This window comes from Bacillus sp. AFS029637 (genome assembly GCF_002584985.1).
Taxonomy (GTDB): Bacteria; Bacillota; Bacilli; order Bacillales; family Bacillaceae_G; genus Bacillus_A.
The window spans coordinates 44,497-61,725 of sequence record NZ_NUPZ01000041.1 but is presented as its reverse complement, the minus strand read 5'-3'; the positions used below and the strand labels follow the sequence as shown (position 1 = coordinate 61,725).

Below are 17,229 nucleotides of genomic sequence, written 5' to 3'. Positions count from 1 at the left end.
ATCGATTAAAAAAGAATATATAACAGTTAGTAGATATAGAAGGAGTAATCGAGATGAAAATATACATAGAACAATTAAAGAAACACGATGCTAAAGATTTATTTACGTTTGAACTTACAAATAAGTCTTTTTTTGAAACAATGGTGCCAAATCGTGGGTCGCAATATTTTGATTTTGAATATTTTCAAAAACTACTAGATGATTTATTAATAGAACAGGCGGATGGAGATTCTTATTTTTATTTAATTCGTAATGAAGAAAAAGAAATTGTAGGACGAATAAATTTAGTAGATATAGATACAGAAACTCGAAGCAGTTCGTTAGGTTATCGTGTCGGAGAAAAGTTTACTAAAAAAGGAGTTGCAACTGCAGCTGTAAAATTAGTTTTAGACGTAGCGCAAAATTATGAAATTAATGAAGTTCATGCTAAAACAACGACTAATAATCTCGCATCACAAATTGTATTAGAAAAAAGCGGGTTTTCTTCTTATCATAACGAAGCAGATACAACTTCTGTAGAATTAAATGGTGAACATATGAATTTTGTACATTATATTTGGAGAAATACTTCGCGCTTATAATAAGGGGGACTTATTCATGAATGATTTACGTTATCCAATTGGGCAATTTACATACAAACATCCTATAACTGAAGAAATGATTGATACATGGATTCAAGAAATTGAAGATTTACCGAATGAATTAACAAAGGCAATTAAAGATTTAGATCAAAAGCAGTTAGATACACCGTATCGCGTTGGGGGATGGACGGTTCGCCAAGTAGTCCATCACGTTGTTGATAGCCATATGAATAGTTACATACGCTTTAAATTAGCACTAACAGAAAAAAATCCAACGATTAAGCCATATAAAGAAGAGAAGTGGGCAGAACTACCTGATTCTAAATTACCAGTAGATGTTTCACTAGTAATGTTAGATTCATTACATAAAAGATGGGTTAACCTTTTATATTCTTTAGAACTTGAAGATCTAGAAAAGACATTTAACCATCCAGAGACTGGTGAAACAAAACTTGCTGCTGCAATAGGACTATATGCATGGCACGGTCGACATCATACAGCTCATGTAACTTCATTAAGAAAGCGACTTAATTGGTAACATGAAGATTACATTAGAGAAGGCAACAGAAGTTGATGTAGCAGTTTTATTTCAAATGCAAATAGACTCATTTGGCCCTCTATTAAATAAATATAAAGACTATGAAACAAACCCAGCAAATGAATCTATTGAAAAAACTATTTTTAGAATAAATAATCCCAGCAGTAATTTTTATAAGATGATAATAGATTCGAAACTTGTTGGAGCGATATGTATATCCCAAAAAGAACTACCATATAAGTTTTGGATCAGTCCAATGTTTATTCATCCAATCTATCAAGGGAAAGGAATCGCTCAAAAGGTACTTATTTTAATTGAAGAGATGTTTCCAAAAGCACGAAGTTTTGAACTTGCTACGATTTTAGAAGAAGAAAGAAATTGTTTTCTATACGAAAAAATGGGGTATAAAAGAACAGAAGTAATAAAGAAATTAAATGATAAAACTACACTTATTTATTACAAAAAAGAAAGGTAAAGCATTTGAAATACGCTTTACCTTTTTATGTTATTTTAGATTAAATATACAGAATTAATGTATATTCTTCCAAAATAATCGGATTAGTAATTTTGAAATTGAATAAACATGCACAAACTAACTATTTTGTCGTATATGTTACCAATGCTTTTTGAATGCTTATAACACTATCGTCACCTTTAAATTCTTTCGTAATTGGTGCACTCAAACTAGAAACCCATATTTTCAGTTCTGCATCTAAATCAAAATGCCCAGCTGTTTCGATACTAAACTGTGTAATACTTTTATAAGGGATAGAATGGTATTCTGTTTTTTTACCTGATATCCCTTGTTTATCTACTAAAATAAGGCGACGATTTGTGAATACGATTAAATCGCGAATTAATTTATATGCATGTTCAACTTTCTCATCGTCTAACATAATCTTCTCTAAATCACGTTCTACACTTTCTGTACTCGCATTTGATGCATTTCCTAAAATACCACTAAATAAACCCATATGAAATTCCTCCTTTAATATCTGTGGAATGAGTAATTTATATTGTACCATGTTACTAACTTAGAGATTATGACATTACTGTAATAGTTTTTCGTTATTGTTGTAATTAGTTTATATAACCTCATCTTAAAATCTTGTGCTAATATGTAAATAAGAAAAACGAAGCAGAGGGATATAGCATGAAGAATATCGGTTTAGTATTAGAAGGCGGAGGAATGAAAGGTTTATATACTGCAGGAGTACTCGAATATTTTATGGAAAAGGACTTATTCTTTCCGTATGTAGTCGGTGTATCGGCTGGAGCCTGTATGGGAGCAACTTATTTATCACGTCAAAAAGGAAGAAATAAGAAAGTAAATACAGAACTAGTAGCAGATCACCGTTATATATCTTATCGAAATTTGATTCGAAAACGTGAATTATTTGGAATGGACTTTTTATTTGATGAAATACCAAACAAAATTGTTCCATTTGATTTTCAAACTTTCTTAAACTCAAATGAACAGTTTGTAATAGGAACGACAGATTGTGAGTCAGGACAGGCTATTTATTATAATAAAACAGAACACGGAAATGATATTTTAAAAATCATTCGTGCCTCAAGCTCTGTACCCTTTATAGCACCTGCTGTAGAATACGGTAATCGAAAGTTGTTAGATGGAGGGATTATTGACCCTATTCCAGTTCTAAAAGCTCAAAATGATGGTTATCAAAAGAATGTTGTAATTATGACAAAGCCAGAAGGATTTGAGAAGCAGCGAAATAAATTTTCAGGTTTAGCTAAAATTTTATATAGAAAATATCCGAATATCGCAGAATCTTTAGTAGAACATTATCGTTTTTATAATGAGACGATATCTTATATGAATCAAATAGAACAAAAAGACAACTTTTATGTCATTCAACCAAGTGTACAACTTCCTATAAGCGGTATAGAGAGAAATAAAGAAAAACTCGTTAATTTATATAATCTTGGGTATAAGGATGCTCAAGATCATTATGAAAAATTATTAAATTGGATAGAGAAATAAAGGGGTGGAACGTTGATATTAGGAAAAAAGGTTATTTTTAATGAATTGCAGAAAATGCATAGTCCACTGTACAAAACGTTTCCGAATTGTGACATTCGAAAAATACGAAAAGATTTTAATAATATGTTTACAGAAGATGATTGTATAAGCGCTGATTTAAATTATTATTGGATGCATACGGCAGGTACTTTAAGTTACGTGCTTAATAACAACGAACAGGAGATTGTGTTTGATCACATAAAGTGGCTAAGGAAATCTTTTTTTGAATGGTTCCCGCAATATCATTTTCTAGCAACTGAACTTGTGAAGTATCCCATTTTATATAGAGATTTCATGAATTATGAGAAGACCCGAAAACTATTAATTTATTACCTTACTGAATAAAAGTGAAAACGTACAAGTTACATTACTTGTGCGTTTTTTGTGTTCATAAAATATACAATATTGACAACTTGTTTATATAGGAATTCTTATTATGAAAAAGAAGTACATATAGAATATTACAAAGGAGGGAAGAGACGTGCACTCAATAATTAGTCCTAAGTTAGAGGAGCTTATTGATCAATTGAAAAACGGAGAAGTGAAAGCTTTAAATACTTTTTTGTATGAAATAAGGTTAAATCATACGCCACTAATAGAACAATGTCCTGTAGATAATCAGTATAAGCTTATAACGTATATATGGTTAGGTGACCGAAAAACCGAAAATGTTTATGTATTCGGTAGTTTTCCTGGTTGGGATCTGTCTGTAAATCAACTGCAACGGTTGCTACATACAGATATTTGGTTTAAAACGTTTAGAACGGATAAGACATTTATTTCAACTTACTATTTTTCAGTTAATGATTTTTTTGAAAATGATTGGGTAAAACGTAGTGAGCAGTACAAAATAGACCAATTTAATGGAAATACATTTGGAGAAGGTGCCCATAAAGCGTCTGTATTAAAAATAGGTATGGAAGTGCAGTATAGCAGTCGTTTTCCTTCAAATCATTATCCATCTGGAAAAATTGAAACATATTCTTTTCATAGTTCGATTCTAGATAACACACGTAAAATTCATATTTATACGCCTCATGATTATTCTCACACTTCACATCTTCAAGAACTTCTCATTGTATTTGATGGAAATTCATTCATTAATGACCTTTCAATCGCAAGCACACTCAATTATTTAATTTACGAAAAAGAAATCCCGTCTTGTATTGCTGTTGCTATAGATCCTGTTGATCGGCTAGAAGAGCTAACTTATAACGGTAAAATGAATACATTTTTAACGGAGGAATTACTTCCATGGATTCAAGCTAAGTATCATGTATATCAAGAAGAGAGGCATACAACCATTGCTGGTTTCAGTCTTGGTGGCTTAGCAGCCTTTTATGCAGCGCTTCAAAATCCACATATTTTTGGGAATGTGTTGTCAATGTCTGGATCCGTACACTGGAAAAAGGATGGTTTTGAAAAAGAAATTCCTTGGACTGAGTATCAGATTCTATTTAATAATTTAAACGCATATCATCTTAAATTTTATATAGCAGCAGGAGAACTTGAAAATGAACCTCTTTTAACGGCTAATAGACGCCTGTATGAAACTTTAAAAGGAAAGGGATACCAAATTACTTATGAAGAGTTTCAAGGTGGTCATGACAGTGTTTGGTGGCGCGAAAAGTTGTTTGATGGATTAAGAGCATTAAAACATACAAAAACAACGCTGTAAAATAGAAGGAGGATTGAATCTATGAATCAAGAAGAACTAGATAAAAAATTAAAAAAACAAGAAATTTTAGTGAAAGATGAGAAAGTTTGGTCCTATACGTATGAGGATCATATTAGTTCTATCGTTAAACAAGCAGAGAAGAAAGGAGCTTTTGATAATTTACCTGGCAAAGGGAAACCTCTTAATCTTGATAAAGATCTTTCATACAATCCTGACAAGCAACTGTATAGAACTTTGAAAAATAATCATGTTTTGCCTAAATGGATAGAACTTTCAAAGGAAATTGATGTTTTAAAAGAAAGTCTAAAAGAAACAACAAATACAACAGAAGTAGCGGATTTAATTCAAACTATTAATAAAAAGGTTTCAGAACATAATTTAATTTGTCCGCCAAGTGCGCAAAAAACGAGGGTGAAAACGGATTTTTAACAATTTTTAATTGAGCTATCTCTTACTATATAATTAAGTAAGGCATTTTCAACTTATAATTATAGGGAGGCAAATGTGGTGAAAAATACGTATCAACTTCAAATTCCGAAAGAACTAGAACAGTATCGTAGTAATTTAGAAGAAAGTGTAAAACCGTATATTAAAGTGTCTGGAACACAAGCAGAGACAACTCTTTTTGAAAGTAAGTTTGGTGGATATCCGTATTTACCTACCAATCAAGAGCATCCTAAAGACTCAACAGGACAACCTATGATGCTACTTGCGCAGTTAAACTTTGAAGAAATGCCGCATATTGAATTTATGCCTCAACACGGAATGTTACAGTTTTTCGTAAGTGCTGATGATGAGCTGTTTGGAGCAGATTTTGATCATCCAACAAGCCAAAAAGACTTTCGAATTATTTATCATTCTACAATTACAGAAGATTTAACTACGGTTATTACTGATTTTAGTTATTTAAACACTTTAGAATTAGAGGACTTTATCATACCCGAAGCAGCAAAACTAAATTTTGAATTGGATTATCAACCAGTAACACCAAGAGATTATCGATTTGAAAAGATTTTTAACGATAACATTGATTGGGAAGAAATTGTTGATAAAGAAAACAATACAGAATTAGGTGAACTGTATGATGATTTATGTGAAGATCAAGGGCATAAAATTGGAGGTTATCCATTTTTCACACAGACAGATCCAAGGGAATGGGAAGAAAAATACCAACAACATAATATATTATTGCTGCAAATTGATACAGACAATTCATTAAATATTATGTGGGGAGATTCTGGTGTTGCTAATTTCTTTATACGTAAGGAAGATTTGTTGAACCTAGATTTTTCCAATGTTATTTACAATTGGGACTGTTACTAAAAAATATAAATGAAATACTAGCAAGCTAAAAAATCTTCCTTAAGGTGAGGGAGATTTTTTTATGTTCAAAACAAATGTTATGTTAACTAGATTGTAGAACAATAAGTATAATAAAAGTCAAGCGTAAATAACAAAATACCAACAAATAAAGTAAAGTTGTAAAACGTGTGTAAATAGCAATATAAATTCATTAAGTAAACATAAAATAAAATTATTAATTTATATTTTGTATAAAATAATTTTTCCGCATAAAAATTTCTTGTTGATCAAAAATGATTTTAATTCGTTAAATCTTAATCGATTATTAATTTAAATTTACTGTGAAGGATTTATAACAAAAAACAATAAAAACTGTAGAAATTCGTTTAGATAAGATTTTGTGTGAATCTCATTAAAAATCTCCGTTCCGTCTCATTAAGTATAGTTTACTTGGTTTTTGATACCTGATATTGCTTTGTTTCTATAACTGCCTATAATATATATTATGTCAACTAGTAAAAAGTAATAAACTTATTATATATTAGCGGCATGTTTTACACTTCCCTTTTCTTTTTTTATTAGTGATTCATTCATTGTTTTGAATTGGTGTGAATTGATAGCTTTTTGGAATTCTAATTGTTTCTTGTATATGATGTTAATTAACAAAATTAAAAACAACTTGTTTAGAATTAATAATTAAACAAGTTGTTTTTAGATTGACCAAACTATATTTATAATTAGCTTTCTACAGCAATTACTTTGATTTCGATTAATACTTCATTTTGAATTTAAATTTTATATATAATTGAACTTGCTCGTGTATGATTTGATTATCATTACAATTATTCTTTTTGTTGAAAAATATTATATTTACGCTTTAAATGTAAACCTTTATCTTTATAAATCCACTGTGAAAATTTATTAACATTATTTTTACCACTTAGGTATATACGATATTGTCTTTCTTTATCAACAAAACTTAATTTGAATTTATTATCCTCAAGGATATCTTTAAAAGAATTCATAAAATTATACGATCCTCCAACAAAGCTAACAAAATATTTATGGGAGTTTACATGACCATCTCCATCAAAATACCCACGAACAAAATGATGTAAATATTCTTCTGGTACGAAAGGAAATTCGATGTTAAATGATTTACATGGCATGATTCCGTGTATGTTCATAAGATCGTTTTTTATTGTTTTGCTATTAATGTTTAGCATATATACGCCTGTTTTTTTATTTTGATATAGTGGCTGGTTGGTGTTTAGTTCTTGTTTTATATCTTCTAAAATGTAACTTTCTTTTTGAGATATACTGACACATTGATTTTCCTTCTGTATAACACCATCTGCTACTATAAACCCTAATATATATGCCATATTATTTGACCACGTTTTAAAATAATCTTCTGATATGTCATACTTTCTCTTCCAACTCCCTATAGCACGCCTTGGAACGTTACTGTCTGTTAAAACCATACGAATATACCTAGCAGACACATTAGCAAGTATAGCGATTTCTGAGGTGCTCTTCCCTTCTCCATACAGATGAATGATTTCAGGTTTTGATAGTTTACATTTTGAATTCTTTTTTTTCTGTATTTGCACTTACATTCTCTCCTCTCTTTTACTAATTAGAGACATATTTTCTTCTTTAACATACAACGAAACATATGTTCTTAGTTACTTTTAAGAAGGAATTTACTCAATTAAAACAATTTACATTTACTTAATATTGACTTTATCTGCTGCTGAATAAAGATCATTTTATATATACGAGCAATGAATTTGACGAATTTATGAAATGTACTGCATTTAAGATGAAAGATAAAATGATATAGTTTACACTACAAATAGCTACAATAACAACATACGTACATTGTTAAACGTAAAAAGGAGAACGAATGAAAAAGAAATATATTAATCAAATTCACACTGATGTAAGTTTTAAACCGAAAGATATTATAGGTTTAATGACTGATTACTTTAAAATGAAAACTAAGCTGCGTCCTATGAAAAATTTACCTATTGTTTTATCAAATAAAAATAATGAGTCTTTAGAGAGTGTTACGTGGTTTGGTCATTCTGCGTCTCTTTTAAAAATAGAAGGTAAAAAACTGTTATTAGATCCTATGCTTGGCGATGCCTCTTCCCCATTTCCTGTTTTTAATAGCAAACGTTATAGTGGTACGTTTTCTTTAGAACGTGAAGATCTTCAAGAAATTGATGCGATTATCATTTCTCATAATCACTATGATCATTTAAATTATAAAAGTATTATGCAATTAAAAGATCGTGCAAAGCATTTTTATGTTCCGAATGGAGTTGCACAATATCTTATTAAATGGGGTGTTTCACCTAGTAAAATTAGTGAACATAATTGGTGGGATGAAATTATGTTTGATAATATTAAGTTGGTATGCGCTCCTGCAAGACATTTTTCTGGACGAAGTATGACAGATAGAGATCGTTCGTTATGGTGTTCATGGCTTATTCTCGGTCAAGAAACTAAAGTCTTCTTTAGTGGTGATAGCGGATATGCGCCTCACTTTAAAGAAATTGGTGATAAATATGGTCCATTCGATCTTACATTAATGGAATGTGGGCAATATGATACACGCTGGTCTGCTATTCATATGTTGCCAGAAGAAACGGTACAAGCTCATATTGACGTTAAAGGAGAATTACTACTTCCGATTCATTGGGGTGCTTTTACATTAGCATTACATGAATGGAGTGATCCTATTGAACGTGTTACGAAAGAAGCAAAACGTTTAGGAGTTAATATTGCAACGCCGCAAATCGGTGAATCTATTACGTTAAAATCTACGGATTATCCCTCAGCAGCTTGGTGGCGTGAAGTTTAATTATAAATGTAATAAAGAGCGAACCTTTTTATTAGGGATTCGCTCTTTATTCTGTATTTAATTTTTTCATTCTATTTCCTCAAACGTTTTTAGATTACAAATTATAATGACAGTTTCGTTTATGTATTAATTAAGTTATGTATATCATCTATCGAACCGTCCTGCTTAACCAATTCTTCATTCCTGTAATCTATTAATTTTTGATTAGATAAAACAAAATTGTGTTCTAATATTAATTCATTATGTAGGACTTCAGGTAATAATTTTGGTAACATCTCTCCTACACCGTAATTATAGTCGCTTAATATCCAGGACACATTTTTCCAGTCTAAAATCCCTTCGGATACTTTTTTAGGTGTGTCATATGTAAATTCAGACGGTAGTGCTACTACATAAATATACATGCCACCAGAGTATGAAGAGTCCTCCCACTTAATAATTCCTTTAAATTGAATTTGATTTTGCTTAACATCTATACTTGTCTCTTCTTTTATTTCACGAATCGCATTTTCTAAAGGCGATTCTCCTGGTTCTATCTTCCCACCTACCCCGTTCCATAATCCTTTTACAGGATCATATTCTCTATTTAGCATAAGTATTTCTTCATTTCTTTTAATGAAACATAAAGTGTACTTGTACATAATGTAGTTCCTTCCTTCGTTCCTAATAAGCTCTCACTGGTGATATAAGATGAACTGCTGCAGATTGCTCACCTGCTTCAATTAATATCGGTCTCATTGAACCACCAAAACTTAAAGTGACGGTTTCTTCTTTTATTACCCTTAAAGCATCGACCATAAATCGTCCATCGAAAGATATATTTAATTGTGTTTCACCTTGAATCACATCTATTTGTTGTGTTTCAGCTATTTTACCAACTTGAGAGTCGTTAGAATAGATTTTAATAGTGGATTCGTTGATGATTTCTAAGTTTACATTGTTATTTGCCCATTCACTTGCTAATAAACTCGATCGATCTACGCCTTGTAAAATCTTTTTTCTATCTATGTGAATAACCGTTTGAAATTCATTTGGAATGAGACTAGATATATTAGGATATTTCCCTTCAATTAGTCTTGAATATAACGTAGTTGTGCCGAATGTAAAAACAATATGACTCTCTGAAAAATAGATATATACGAGTTTCGAATTACTATTCATTAATTTAAGTAGTTCACTAATAGTTGAACTAGGTACTATACAGTTTGCCTTCACATTTGTAGAAACTAGTGTTTCACGTATAGCAAGTCTATGCGAGTCAGTTGCAGCACAAATTAATTTATTATGATCTAACTCTATATGTACGCCGGTAAGAACGGGTCTAGATTCATTTTTAGCCACTGCAAAAACAGTTTGTTTAAACACTTCAATTAATTGTTCTTTAAGATAGTTGTAATTTGTTCGTCTTCGATTGAAATAGGGATGAATTTCTCGATAAAAATATTCGAATTACTCGCGATTAAAGTAATTCCAGATTGATCTGCTGTTATTTTGATACCAGATAATATAGGAATTAAAGCTTTTGTCGATATAGCTTTACTTACTTCTGAAAGTGCTTGAGTGAAGTGTTTATGATTAACGATAAACTCCATTTTTCCCCCGCCTTATATGAAATGATATTTTTATGTAGATTGATGAACGATTGTTCCGTTAAAAAAGTACGGTACTGTTTCTTTCTTTTGTAAAATGTCTAGTAAATGTTCTGGTATACGTAAATACGGTGCTGCTATATGAAGCTCCATCCAAGTAATCTCTTCAATTTCTTTTGGCCGGGATATATATGTCTCTCCGCCGATTATCTCGCCTGAAAAATTAAAGAAAATGGCGTGATGGTCTCTCTCCTCGAAAAAGGCTTCGCTGATAGAGCAAATCCCGTTTACAGATATATGTAGTCCTGTTTCTTCTTTCACTTCTCGAATTACTGCCTCTTCTAACGTTTCCCCGAATTTAACCGCACCGCCTGGTAGTGTGTAATAAGAACCATTTTTCCCTTTGTTTTTTACCATCAAGATCTTTTCGTTAGCTTTATCGTACAAAAGCGCGTATGTAACATTGACTTTTTTCATACGTACCTCCTCTAATTTTAATAAAAGGAATTTTCTATATTTATATTATTGTATCATTTCCTCGTTTCGATATATAAATTAACTAAACCCTTCATTTATCGCTATAAGTAACGTCTGCTACATATAAAAAAGACCTTATTTTGAAAAGGTTATCCAAAGTACGGTCTTTTTATTTTTTAATACTACACACTTTATAATCTTTTTTCTAAATAATAATGATTATGCCCTTTCGGATGATCTTCACTTATCCCAATTACTTTATATCCATGCTTTTTATAAAAATCAGGAGCCTGGAAACTAAAGGTATCTAAGTTGATGAGCCTACATCCTTTCTCGATTGCAAATTCTTCAATACGCTTTATTAATTCGCTTCCGTACCCTTCATGTCTGTATTCTTCAGAAACCCACAGGAAATCAACATGTACATGATGCCAAAAGGTTATTGCTGTTATCCCTCCTACTATTTCTTCTTTTTCGTTTCTAACTATAAAACTAACCTGCTCTGAAGGGTCTTTTTCGTCATCTGAAAGATGTTTTTGATTATATTCAATTACTTTTTCTCGTATGTAATCACTATCTTCTTTAATCCATTGCTGTACTATTTCCACTTTTAATATCACGCTCCTTTTATTTTATTTATTCCATTTCATAATTGTATTGTCCTGTCTTTACTGATCAATTTACGGAGCAAAGTTTACGTTGTAGTGAAAAAGAGCCCTAGCATAAGGACTCTTTTTAAAATCAAGCTATTTTCCGATGTAACTGATTTGAATCCTTTTTCGTTTCTGCACTTGGCGGACGGATTAAAATAGAAATGATGAAAGAGATCACACATAAAACACCAATTGTTATGAAGGTTGGCTGAAACCCTCCAAGTAGTGCACCAATAAATGAACCTGCAAGTGCACCAAATCCAAAACCTTGGTATACGATACCGTAATTTGTACTATGGTTTTTTAAACCGAAGAAATCACCAACAATGGCTGGGAATATTGTGATGTTACCACCGAAACAAAAAGCAACGCTTGCTACACAAGCGAAATATATCCCGTAATTTAGTGGGATAAAACTTAGTGTAAAGACTGACAATCCTATAACAATAAACGTTGCCGAGACAATTTTTAATCGACCTATTTTATCTGATAACGTTCCAAGGATGATTCTACCTATTGTATTAAAAATTGCAATCATAGCGACGGCGTTAGCAGCAGTTGCTGCACTAAGACCAACGAGCTGGACTCCGATATCTTTTACCATCCCGATTAAATACAATCCACCCATACACGACGTAAATAGCATGAAAAACAAGAAATATACTTGTTTCGTTTTCATCATTTCACGTGGCGTATAATCATTGTGTAATGTTTCTGTTACCGTGTTGCTTACAATTGCTTCACGTAAGAAGAACGATCCAATCAATACTAAAAGTAAAACGATAATACCCCAATATAAAAATGCTTGTGATACACCAAGACTATCGATAAGATTACCATTTATATATCTAAAGATTAAACTCCCCATTCCATATGCTGAAACAGATATACCAGAAATAAGCCCTTTACGGTTTGGAAACCATTTAATTAAATTAGATAGTGATGTAATATATGCTGTTCCATCAGCATATCCAACGACAACACCGGCCAATAAATAAAGTAATGGTAATGAGGAAACTTGTGAACTAAGTATTAAACCGAGTCCTAAAACAATTCCTGCAGTAGCGATAAGTTTACGAAGACCAAATTTTTGTTGTAGCTTTCCTGCAAATAGAGTTGAAAATGATAAAGAAAAACTCGTAATAGAGAAAGTAATCGCGACTGAATTGAGATTCCATCCAAACTTACTTACAAGGGGTTGATTAAATAAACTCCATGTATAAATTGTTCCTAGGCCAATTTGAACAATGATTGTACCTAGAACAATTAGCAACGGATTTATAGATGTTTGTTTCATACGTACTGTCCCCTTCTTTTATCATGACATGAATTTTCATAGTTAGTATATCCACGATAAAATGCAAGATACTGTACGAAAAATGGTAATTAATTTCATATACACAAAAAGACACTTCATAATGAAGTGCCTTTTTGCAGGTTATATCAGATATATTTAAAGAAAGCTTTGTTAAGATAAGACATTTTCAAATGCTTATGTATATATTACCAAATGATTTCTTACATGTAATGGGACTTGAGATGTATTTTTAATTCATCATATAGTCGGATAAGAAATTAATATTCAATTTCATCAAAATCCTTCGGCTGCGGTACCGTCTGCATGTTTGCTGCGTCTTTTGGGTCGCTATAAATCGCATTTTGCTCTGTAGTTACATCTTTTATATTTTTCTTTTTATTTTTGCTTACATTTTCTTTCACGTTATATCACTCCTTTTTGTTATAGGAGTAATTATGCCCTATTACCGCTACTAAATGTATCTGCGACTAAATTGCTAAATTCACGTAAATAATATAAATAATTATCACCGCCGTAATTAAACCTTTTATTGTACATTTTTGCAACAACTACATTATATTCAGGTATCACTAAAATGGTTGGTCCAGTAATTCCTAATATTTGATACGAACCTTTTGGAACACGTTCACCAATTTCACTTAATTGTGCAGGTTCATTTTGAACGAACCAAAACAACCCGTTTTGTGGTAATTCATTATTTTTATAATTTGGACTCTGCAAGCTGGTAGCAATTTTTATAACTTCTTTTGGAACAATTTGTTTACTATTTATCATACCTTGATTTAAATGGAGGTTACCCCAACATGCAAACTCTCTAGCTGAGACAAACAGATTTTTTTCAGTACCATCATCTACTGTACCCACTTCGCTAATCGCGGCTTCATTTGGATTATTAACAACTTTAACTAAATTTTCATCTTGCTGAATTCTCCATCCTGTTTCTTGGAATTTAGCAGGTTTAAACACACGCTCTTTTAACAATTCAGGAAAACTTTTGTTATATAGCTGATAAATAAGACGTGTCATCATTCTTACATTAATATCTCTATACGCCCAAGCTTGTCCGGGTTCAAATTCACGAAAAATTGTCCCGTCATCCGTTTCCGTTAAGCCATGCGAGTGAGTTACTAAATGTCTTATCGTTGTTTTACCAAGTAATAAAGGATTGAAGTCTTTAAAATATTGTATCGCCTCGTCCTCAATAGAGTTTATTTTCCCCTCGTAAAGCGCATACGCTACCATTAATCCTAAATAACTTTTTCTCGTAGAAGCAACGTTAAACTGAGAAGATGCTGTTACCTTTTTACTTTTAGATGTATTTGAATGGTATCCACTATAATGCTCTAGTACAATTTTGTTATCCTTTATAATACAAAGTGCTGTAGCAGAACTATGATTTTTTTCTTTTATATTCTCTACCCAAGAGATCAACTTATCATATGTATACAAATAAATCCTCCTTAATACGCATAAAAATCACAGTATGAAAGAAAAGCATAAACTAGTATTTACGCCTTTCTTTCATATGAAATATTAGTGATTTACTACAATTAAATAAACCACCAGTTCCAGCAATTAAAGCAGCTGAAACATCCAGCGCAACCTATACATCCACCGCAACGACCTGCACAACCGCCGCATCTGCCGCCACAACCACCACAGCGTCCACCACAACCGCCACATCCACCGCAGCGACGTGCATCGTCCTGAATGTAGTAATATGGATATTGATTTTGTTGTTGATCCCAATACACAACATTACCAGACTGATAATCATTTAGGTTTAATGATTGTAGTTCTTGTTGAAACTGATTCATTACGAAACCCTCCATTTATAAATATAAATTCCGTCCAAATATTAAAATTAATATAGAAACAAGGCTATAGACTAAATGCGTACATCAACAAAATATGAACTTACTCTAGGTGATGTACCTTGTTTTTTAGCCTATTTTCTTACTTTCCTTTTGGCGGACGGATTTACTATTGATAGAGGCGTTTAAAAATTGCTAATCCAACAGTTTAGTAGTTCATCACTTAATTTTCTTTCTAGTAACTCTTTAACTGAAGGTGCTGGCATGATTTTATAATCATTTAAAGCTTCTTGATTATAATCTATCCAGTGAAACGCTAAATGAGATTCTTTAGATTTCGGTATGAATTCAATATGTAACTCTTGTGAATCTATCTCAAAAATATGATTGATTTCATGGTGAAGAACTTCTCGATCTTGCCATTGGTTTTCTATGACTCCTAAAAATTGTTTTATACTACAATTTACTCCGAGTTCTTCTCGTAGTTCTCTTATTAATGCATTCTCAGCTGATTCGCCAACTTCAACATGACCACCTGGTAAAAAATAATGATATCCGATGTATTCAGCAACTAGCAATTTTTCATCTTTTATCATGACAGCCCGTACAATATGATGGAATTTGCTTTTCAATCTATATTCCTCCTAGTCATTCAATTTAAAATAGCACGTTTTACAAGTGTCGACTTTATTTAATTCATCTCGTAATAATGAAATGTATTCTTCAGGAATACATACTTCGATTTTCACTTCTGTAAAGTACATGTTTTATTTCACGCCTTTACTTAACAAAAGTTAAACGAATAAACGATATACTTCTTCACCATCATAATCATGTCCCAATGATTGAAAACCATAACGTTCATATAGTTTCTTTGCAGAGATATTATCTTTATGTACTGTTAATCTAATTTCTTTACACGCCATACTTGTATTTTTTATTAAATAAATACTTTCTTGTAATGCTGCTTTTCCATAACCATTACCTTGCTGCTTTTGATCGATAATAAATCCGTTTATCCAATACATATCAGTTGTTTCTCTTGCAAAAGCATGCATAATAAAACCAACCATATGGTCGCCGTCATATATCGCAAATGGTACGTACTCTACATTGTCACCATCTGGTTTTATATATACTTTAGCAAGTGAAACTGCTACTGATGGAACAAAGTTTCTTTGCTCTTTTTTAACTTGTAAATTTAATGCATCTCTCCAATTCTCTCTCGTAACAACCTTTAAGTGGATATTCAATATTGTAAGCTCCTTTATTAAGAGGATATATTTTTATATTCAACGCTGTAAAATAATTCCCTGTTTCTTGATTTTAAGAAATGTGTTGAATTATCACTTCTTAAAAAAATCTATCCATTAATATTGCTGTACTTTTCACTTCGAATATCTTTCTTTAATGATACATGTGCTATTAAAACTCCAAGTATAGTAATTACCCCACCAACTACCGAAATAAAAGTAGGTACTTCACCTAACCATACCCAAGCTATAAAACACGCAGTTACTGGCGTTAAATATAGAGAACTTGTTGCCTCGGAAGCACCAGCATGAGATATAATATATGCCAATGCAATATACGGGAGTACTGTTGGAAATAAGCCTAAATATATAACGCTCAAATTAACTTCAAGAGGAGCTGCTAGTATTTCTTGATAAATTCCCGGTAAGAAAATAAGCATACATACCGTACTAGATAAAATTGTATATATGGTAAATGGCAAGAAGCCGTACTTTTTTAAGTAAGATGTTTGGAAAACGAAAAATAGGCTTTCTGAAACGGCTGCTAATAATATAAATAACCCTCCACTTTTTAACTGAATAGAATCTCCTTGGCTGAACGATATGAATGCAATCCCTATAAAACTAATTACCCCACCGATCCATCCATTTAATTTCATTTTTTCATTCAAAAAAACAAAAGCAATAATTGCCGTTACTATAGGTGTGACTGAAACAATTAAACTTGCAGATCCAGCATTTACTGTTTTTTCGCCGTAGTTTAATGCAATATGATAAATAGTAAACCCTAAAGCACCGAACATAAAAATTGCTGGGATATCTTTTAAATCAGGTAGCCGTAACTTATATATAAAGGAGAACAAAAGAAGTATAAATGAAGCAATTAATAAACGTAGTAAAGTCAAATGCTCAGGTGTATAAGATTCAAGCCCCCTACGAATTGCCGGAAAAGCAGTTCCCCATATAAGAATGGTTAAAGTATGAGCACATATAATGCGTAAATCCCACTTTTTATTATGCATGTTTTTTCTCCCTCCCTAATAAACCAACCATTTTCAAATTACCAATTATTTCTTTTCATCATATTTAATAGTTGCTACAATGTCTTCA

The 17,229-nt window shown here is 31.7% G+C and carries 21 protein-coding genes and 2 pseudogenes; 9 read left to right on the top strand and 14 right to left on the bottom strand.

What is annotated here, in order from left to right; translation table 11 throughout:
* Positions 1 to 53 precede the first annotated feature (53 nt).
* From COE49_RS22815 to COE49_RS22805, 3 genes are read left to right on the top strand one after another with little or no spacing between them, the layout of a single operon-like run.
* Positions 54 to 581: a GNAT family N-acetyltransferase gene (locus COE49_RS22815; protein WP_088229328.1), complete on the top strand. Its 528-nt coding sequence runs from the start codon at positions 54 to 56 to the stop codon at positions 579 to 581.
* Between the two features lie 16 nt (positions 582 to 597).
* Positions 598 to 1,119: a YfiT family bacillithiol transferase gene (locus COE49_RS22810; protein WP_088229329.1), complete on the top strand. Its 522-nt coding sequence runs from the start codon at positions 598 to 600 to the stop codon at positions 1,117 to 1,119.
* 1 nt (position 1,120) lies between these two features.
* Entirely contained in the window at positions 1,121 to 1,594 is a 474-nt protein-coding gene (locus COE49_RS22805; protein WP_098946112.1) for a GNAT family N-acetyltransferase, read from the top strand.
* Between the two features lie 121 nt (positions 1,595 to 1,715).
* Here COE49_RS22805 and COE49_RS22800 read toward each other — a convergent pair whose 3' ends face one another.
* Positions 1,716 to 2,093 carry a PH domain-containing protein gene (locus tag COE49_RS22800; protein WP_088229331.1) on the bottom strand — a complete coding sequence of 126 codons (378 nt, stop codon included), beginning with the start codon at positions 2,091 to 2,093 and terminating at the stop codon, positions 1,716 to 1,718.
* Between the two features lie 179 nt (positions 2,094 to 2,272).
* Here COE49_RS22800 and COE49_RS22795 point away from each other — a divergent pair, with 179 nt between their 5' ends.
* The 5 genes from COE49_RS22795 to COE49_RS22780 all read left to right on the top strand — a co-directional run bounded on the left by COE49_RS22795 (position 2,273) and on the right by COE49_RS22780 (position 6,164).
* A complete protein-coding gene (locus tag COE49_RS22795) occupies positions 2,273 to 3,124 on the top strand; it encodes a patatin-like phospholipase family protein (protein ID WP_088229332.1) in 852 nt (283 codons plus the stop codon).
* Positions 3,125 to 3,136: 12 nt separating this feature from the next.
* On the top strand, positions 3,137 to 3,508 hold the full coding sequence (locus tag COE49_RS22790) for a YxiJ-like family protein (RefSeq protein WP_088229333.1): 372 nt from the start codon (positions 3,137 to 3,139) through the stop codon (positions 3,506 to 3,508).
* 136 nt (positions 3,509 to 3,644) lie between these two features.
* The gene (locus tag COE49_RS22785; protein WP_088229334.1) at positions 3,645 to 4,841 is read left to right on the top strand and encodes an alpha/beta hydrolase; all 1,197 of its coding nucleotides are present in this window, start codon (positions 3,645 to 3,647) and stop codon (positions 4,839 to 4,841) included.
* Between the two features lie 21 nt (positions 4,842 to 4,862).
* A complete protein-coding gene (locus COE49_RS28150) occupies positions 4,863 to 5,270 on the top strand; it encodes a DnaJ family domain-containing protein (RefSeq protein WP_098882324.1) in 408 nt (135 codons plus the stop codon).
* Positions 5,271 to 5,348: 78 nt separating this feature from the next.
* Positions 5,349 to 6,164, top strand: a complete 816-nt coding sequence (locus COE49_RS22780; protein WP_088229336.1) for a YwqG family protein — start codon at positions 5,349 to 5,351, stop codon at positions 6,162 to 6,164.
* Between the two features lie 821 nt (positions 6,165 to 6,985).
* Here COE49_RS22780 and COE49_RS22775 read toward each other — a convergent pair.
* Entirely contained in the window at positions 6,986 to 7,756 is a 771-nt protein-coding gene (locus COE49_RS22775) for an LAGLIDADG family homing endonuclease (protein WP_098357699.1), read from the bottom strand.
* 296 nt (positions 7,757 to 8,052) lie between these two features.
* Between COE49_RS22775 and COE49_RS22770 the strand changes: the two genes are divergently transcribed.
* The gene (locus tag COE49_RS22770) at positions 8,053 to 9,015 is read left to right on the top strand and encodes an MBL fold metallo-hydrolase (protein ID WP_088229338.1); all 963 of its coding nucleotides are present in this window, start codon (positions 8,053 to 8,055) and stop codon (positions 9,013 to 9,015) included.
* A 119-nt stretch (positions 9,016 to 9,134) separates the two neighbouring features.
* On the opposite strand, the gene COE49_RS22765 is transcribed toward COE49_RS22770, so the two are convergent.
* The 12 genes and pseudogenes from COE49_RS22765 to COE49_RS22710 form a co-directional block, all read right to left on the bottom strand.
* Positions 9,135 to 9,656: an NUDIX hydrolase gene (locus COE49_RS22765; protein WP_088229339.1), complete on the bottom strand. Its 522-nt coding sequence runs from the start codon at positions 9,654 to 9,656 to the stop codon at positions 9,135 to 9,137.
* A gap of 22 nt (positions 9,657 to 9,678) precedes the next feature.
* Positions 9,679 to 10,607 (bottom strand): annotated as a pseudogene (gene dnaN / locus COE49_RS22760) (DNA polymerase III subunit beta).
* A gap of 30 nt (positions 10,608 to 10,637) precedes the next feature.
* A complete protein-coding gene (locus tag COE49_RS22755) occupies positions 10,638 to 11,081 on the bottom strand; it encodes an NUDIX hydrolase (protein ID WP_098252060.1) in 444 nt (147 codons plus the stop codon).
* Positions 11,082 to 11,272: 191 nt separating this feature from the next.
* Positions 11,273 to 11,689 carry a GNAT family N-acetyltransferase gene (locus COE49_RS22750; protein ID WP_098252059.1) on the bottom strand — a complete coding sequence of 139 codons (417 nt, stop codon included), beginning with the start codon at positions 11,687 to 11,689 and terminating at the stop codon, positions 11,273 to 11,275.
* A 133-nt stretch (positions 11,690 to 11,822) separates the two neighbouring features.
* Entirely contained in the window at positions 11,823 to 13,031 is a 1,209-nt protein-coding gene (locus tag COE49_RS22745) for an L-lactate MFS transporter (RefSeq protein WP_088229342.1), read from the bottom strand.
* A 278-nt stretch (positions 13,032 to 13,309) separates the two neighbouring features.
* Positions 13,310 to 13,453 carry a hypothetical protein gene (locus COE49_RS27710; RefSeq protein ID WP_088229343.1) on the bottom strand — a complete coding sequence of 48 codons (144 nt, stop codon included), beginning with the start codon at positions 13,451 to 13,453 and terminating at the stop codon, positions 13,310 to 13,312.
* Between the two features lie 31 nt (positions 13,454 to 13,484).
* A complete protein-coding gene (locus COE49_RS22735; protein WP_098946111.1) occupies positions 13,485 to 14,501 on the bottom strand; it encodes a serine hydrolase domain-containing protein in 1,017 nt (338 codons plus the stop codon).
* A 101-nt stretch (positions 14,502 to 14,602) separates the two neighbouring features.
* On the bottom strand, positions 14,603 to 14,869 hold the full coding sequence (locus COE49_RS22730) for a heterocycloanthracin/sonorensin family bacteriocin (RefSeq protein ID WP_140417262.1): 267 nt from the start codon (positions 14,867 to 14,869) through the stop codon (positions 14,603 to 14,605).
* A 182-nt stretch (positions 14,870 to 15,051) separates the two neighbouring features.
* On the bottom strand, positions 15,052 to 15,498 hold the full coding sequence (locus tag COE49_RS22725) for an NUDIX domain-containing protein (protein ID WP_088229346.1): 447 nt from the start codon (positions 15,496 to 15,498) through the stop codon (positions 15,052 to 15,054).
* Positions 15,499 to 15,534: 36 nt separating this feature from the next.
* Positions 15,535 to 15,630: pseudogene (locus tag COE49_RS22720) on the bottom strand (cytochrome C biogenesis protein); the annotation flags it as partial.
* 30 nt (positions 15,631 to 15,660) lie between these two features.
* Positions 15,661 to 16,119 (bottom strand): GNAT family N-acetyltransferase, encoded by a 459-nt coding sequence (locus COE49_RS22715; protein WP_098252058.1) that lies wholly within the window; start codon positions 16,117 to 16,119, stop codon positions 15,661 to 15,663.
* A 110-nt stretch (positions 16,120 to 16,229) separates the two neighbouring features.
* Positions 16,230 to 17,141, bottom strand: coding sequence for a DMT family transporter (locus COE49_RS22710; RefSeq protein ID WP_088229348.1), 912 nt, complete (start codon positions 17,139 to 17,141; stop codon positions 16,230 to 16,232).
* Positions 17,142 to 17,229 lie beyond the last annotated feature (88 nt).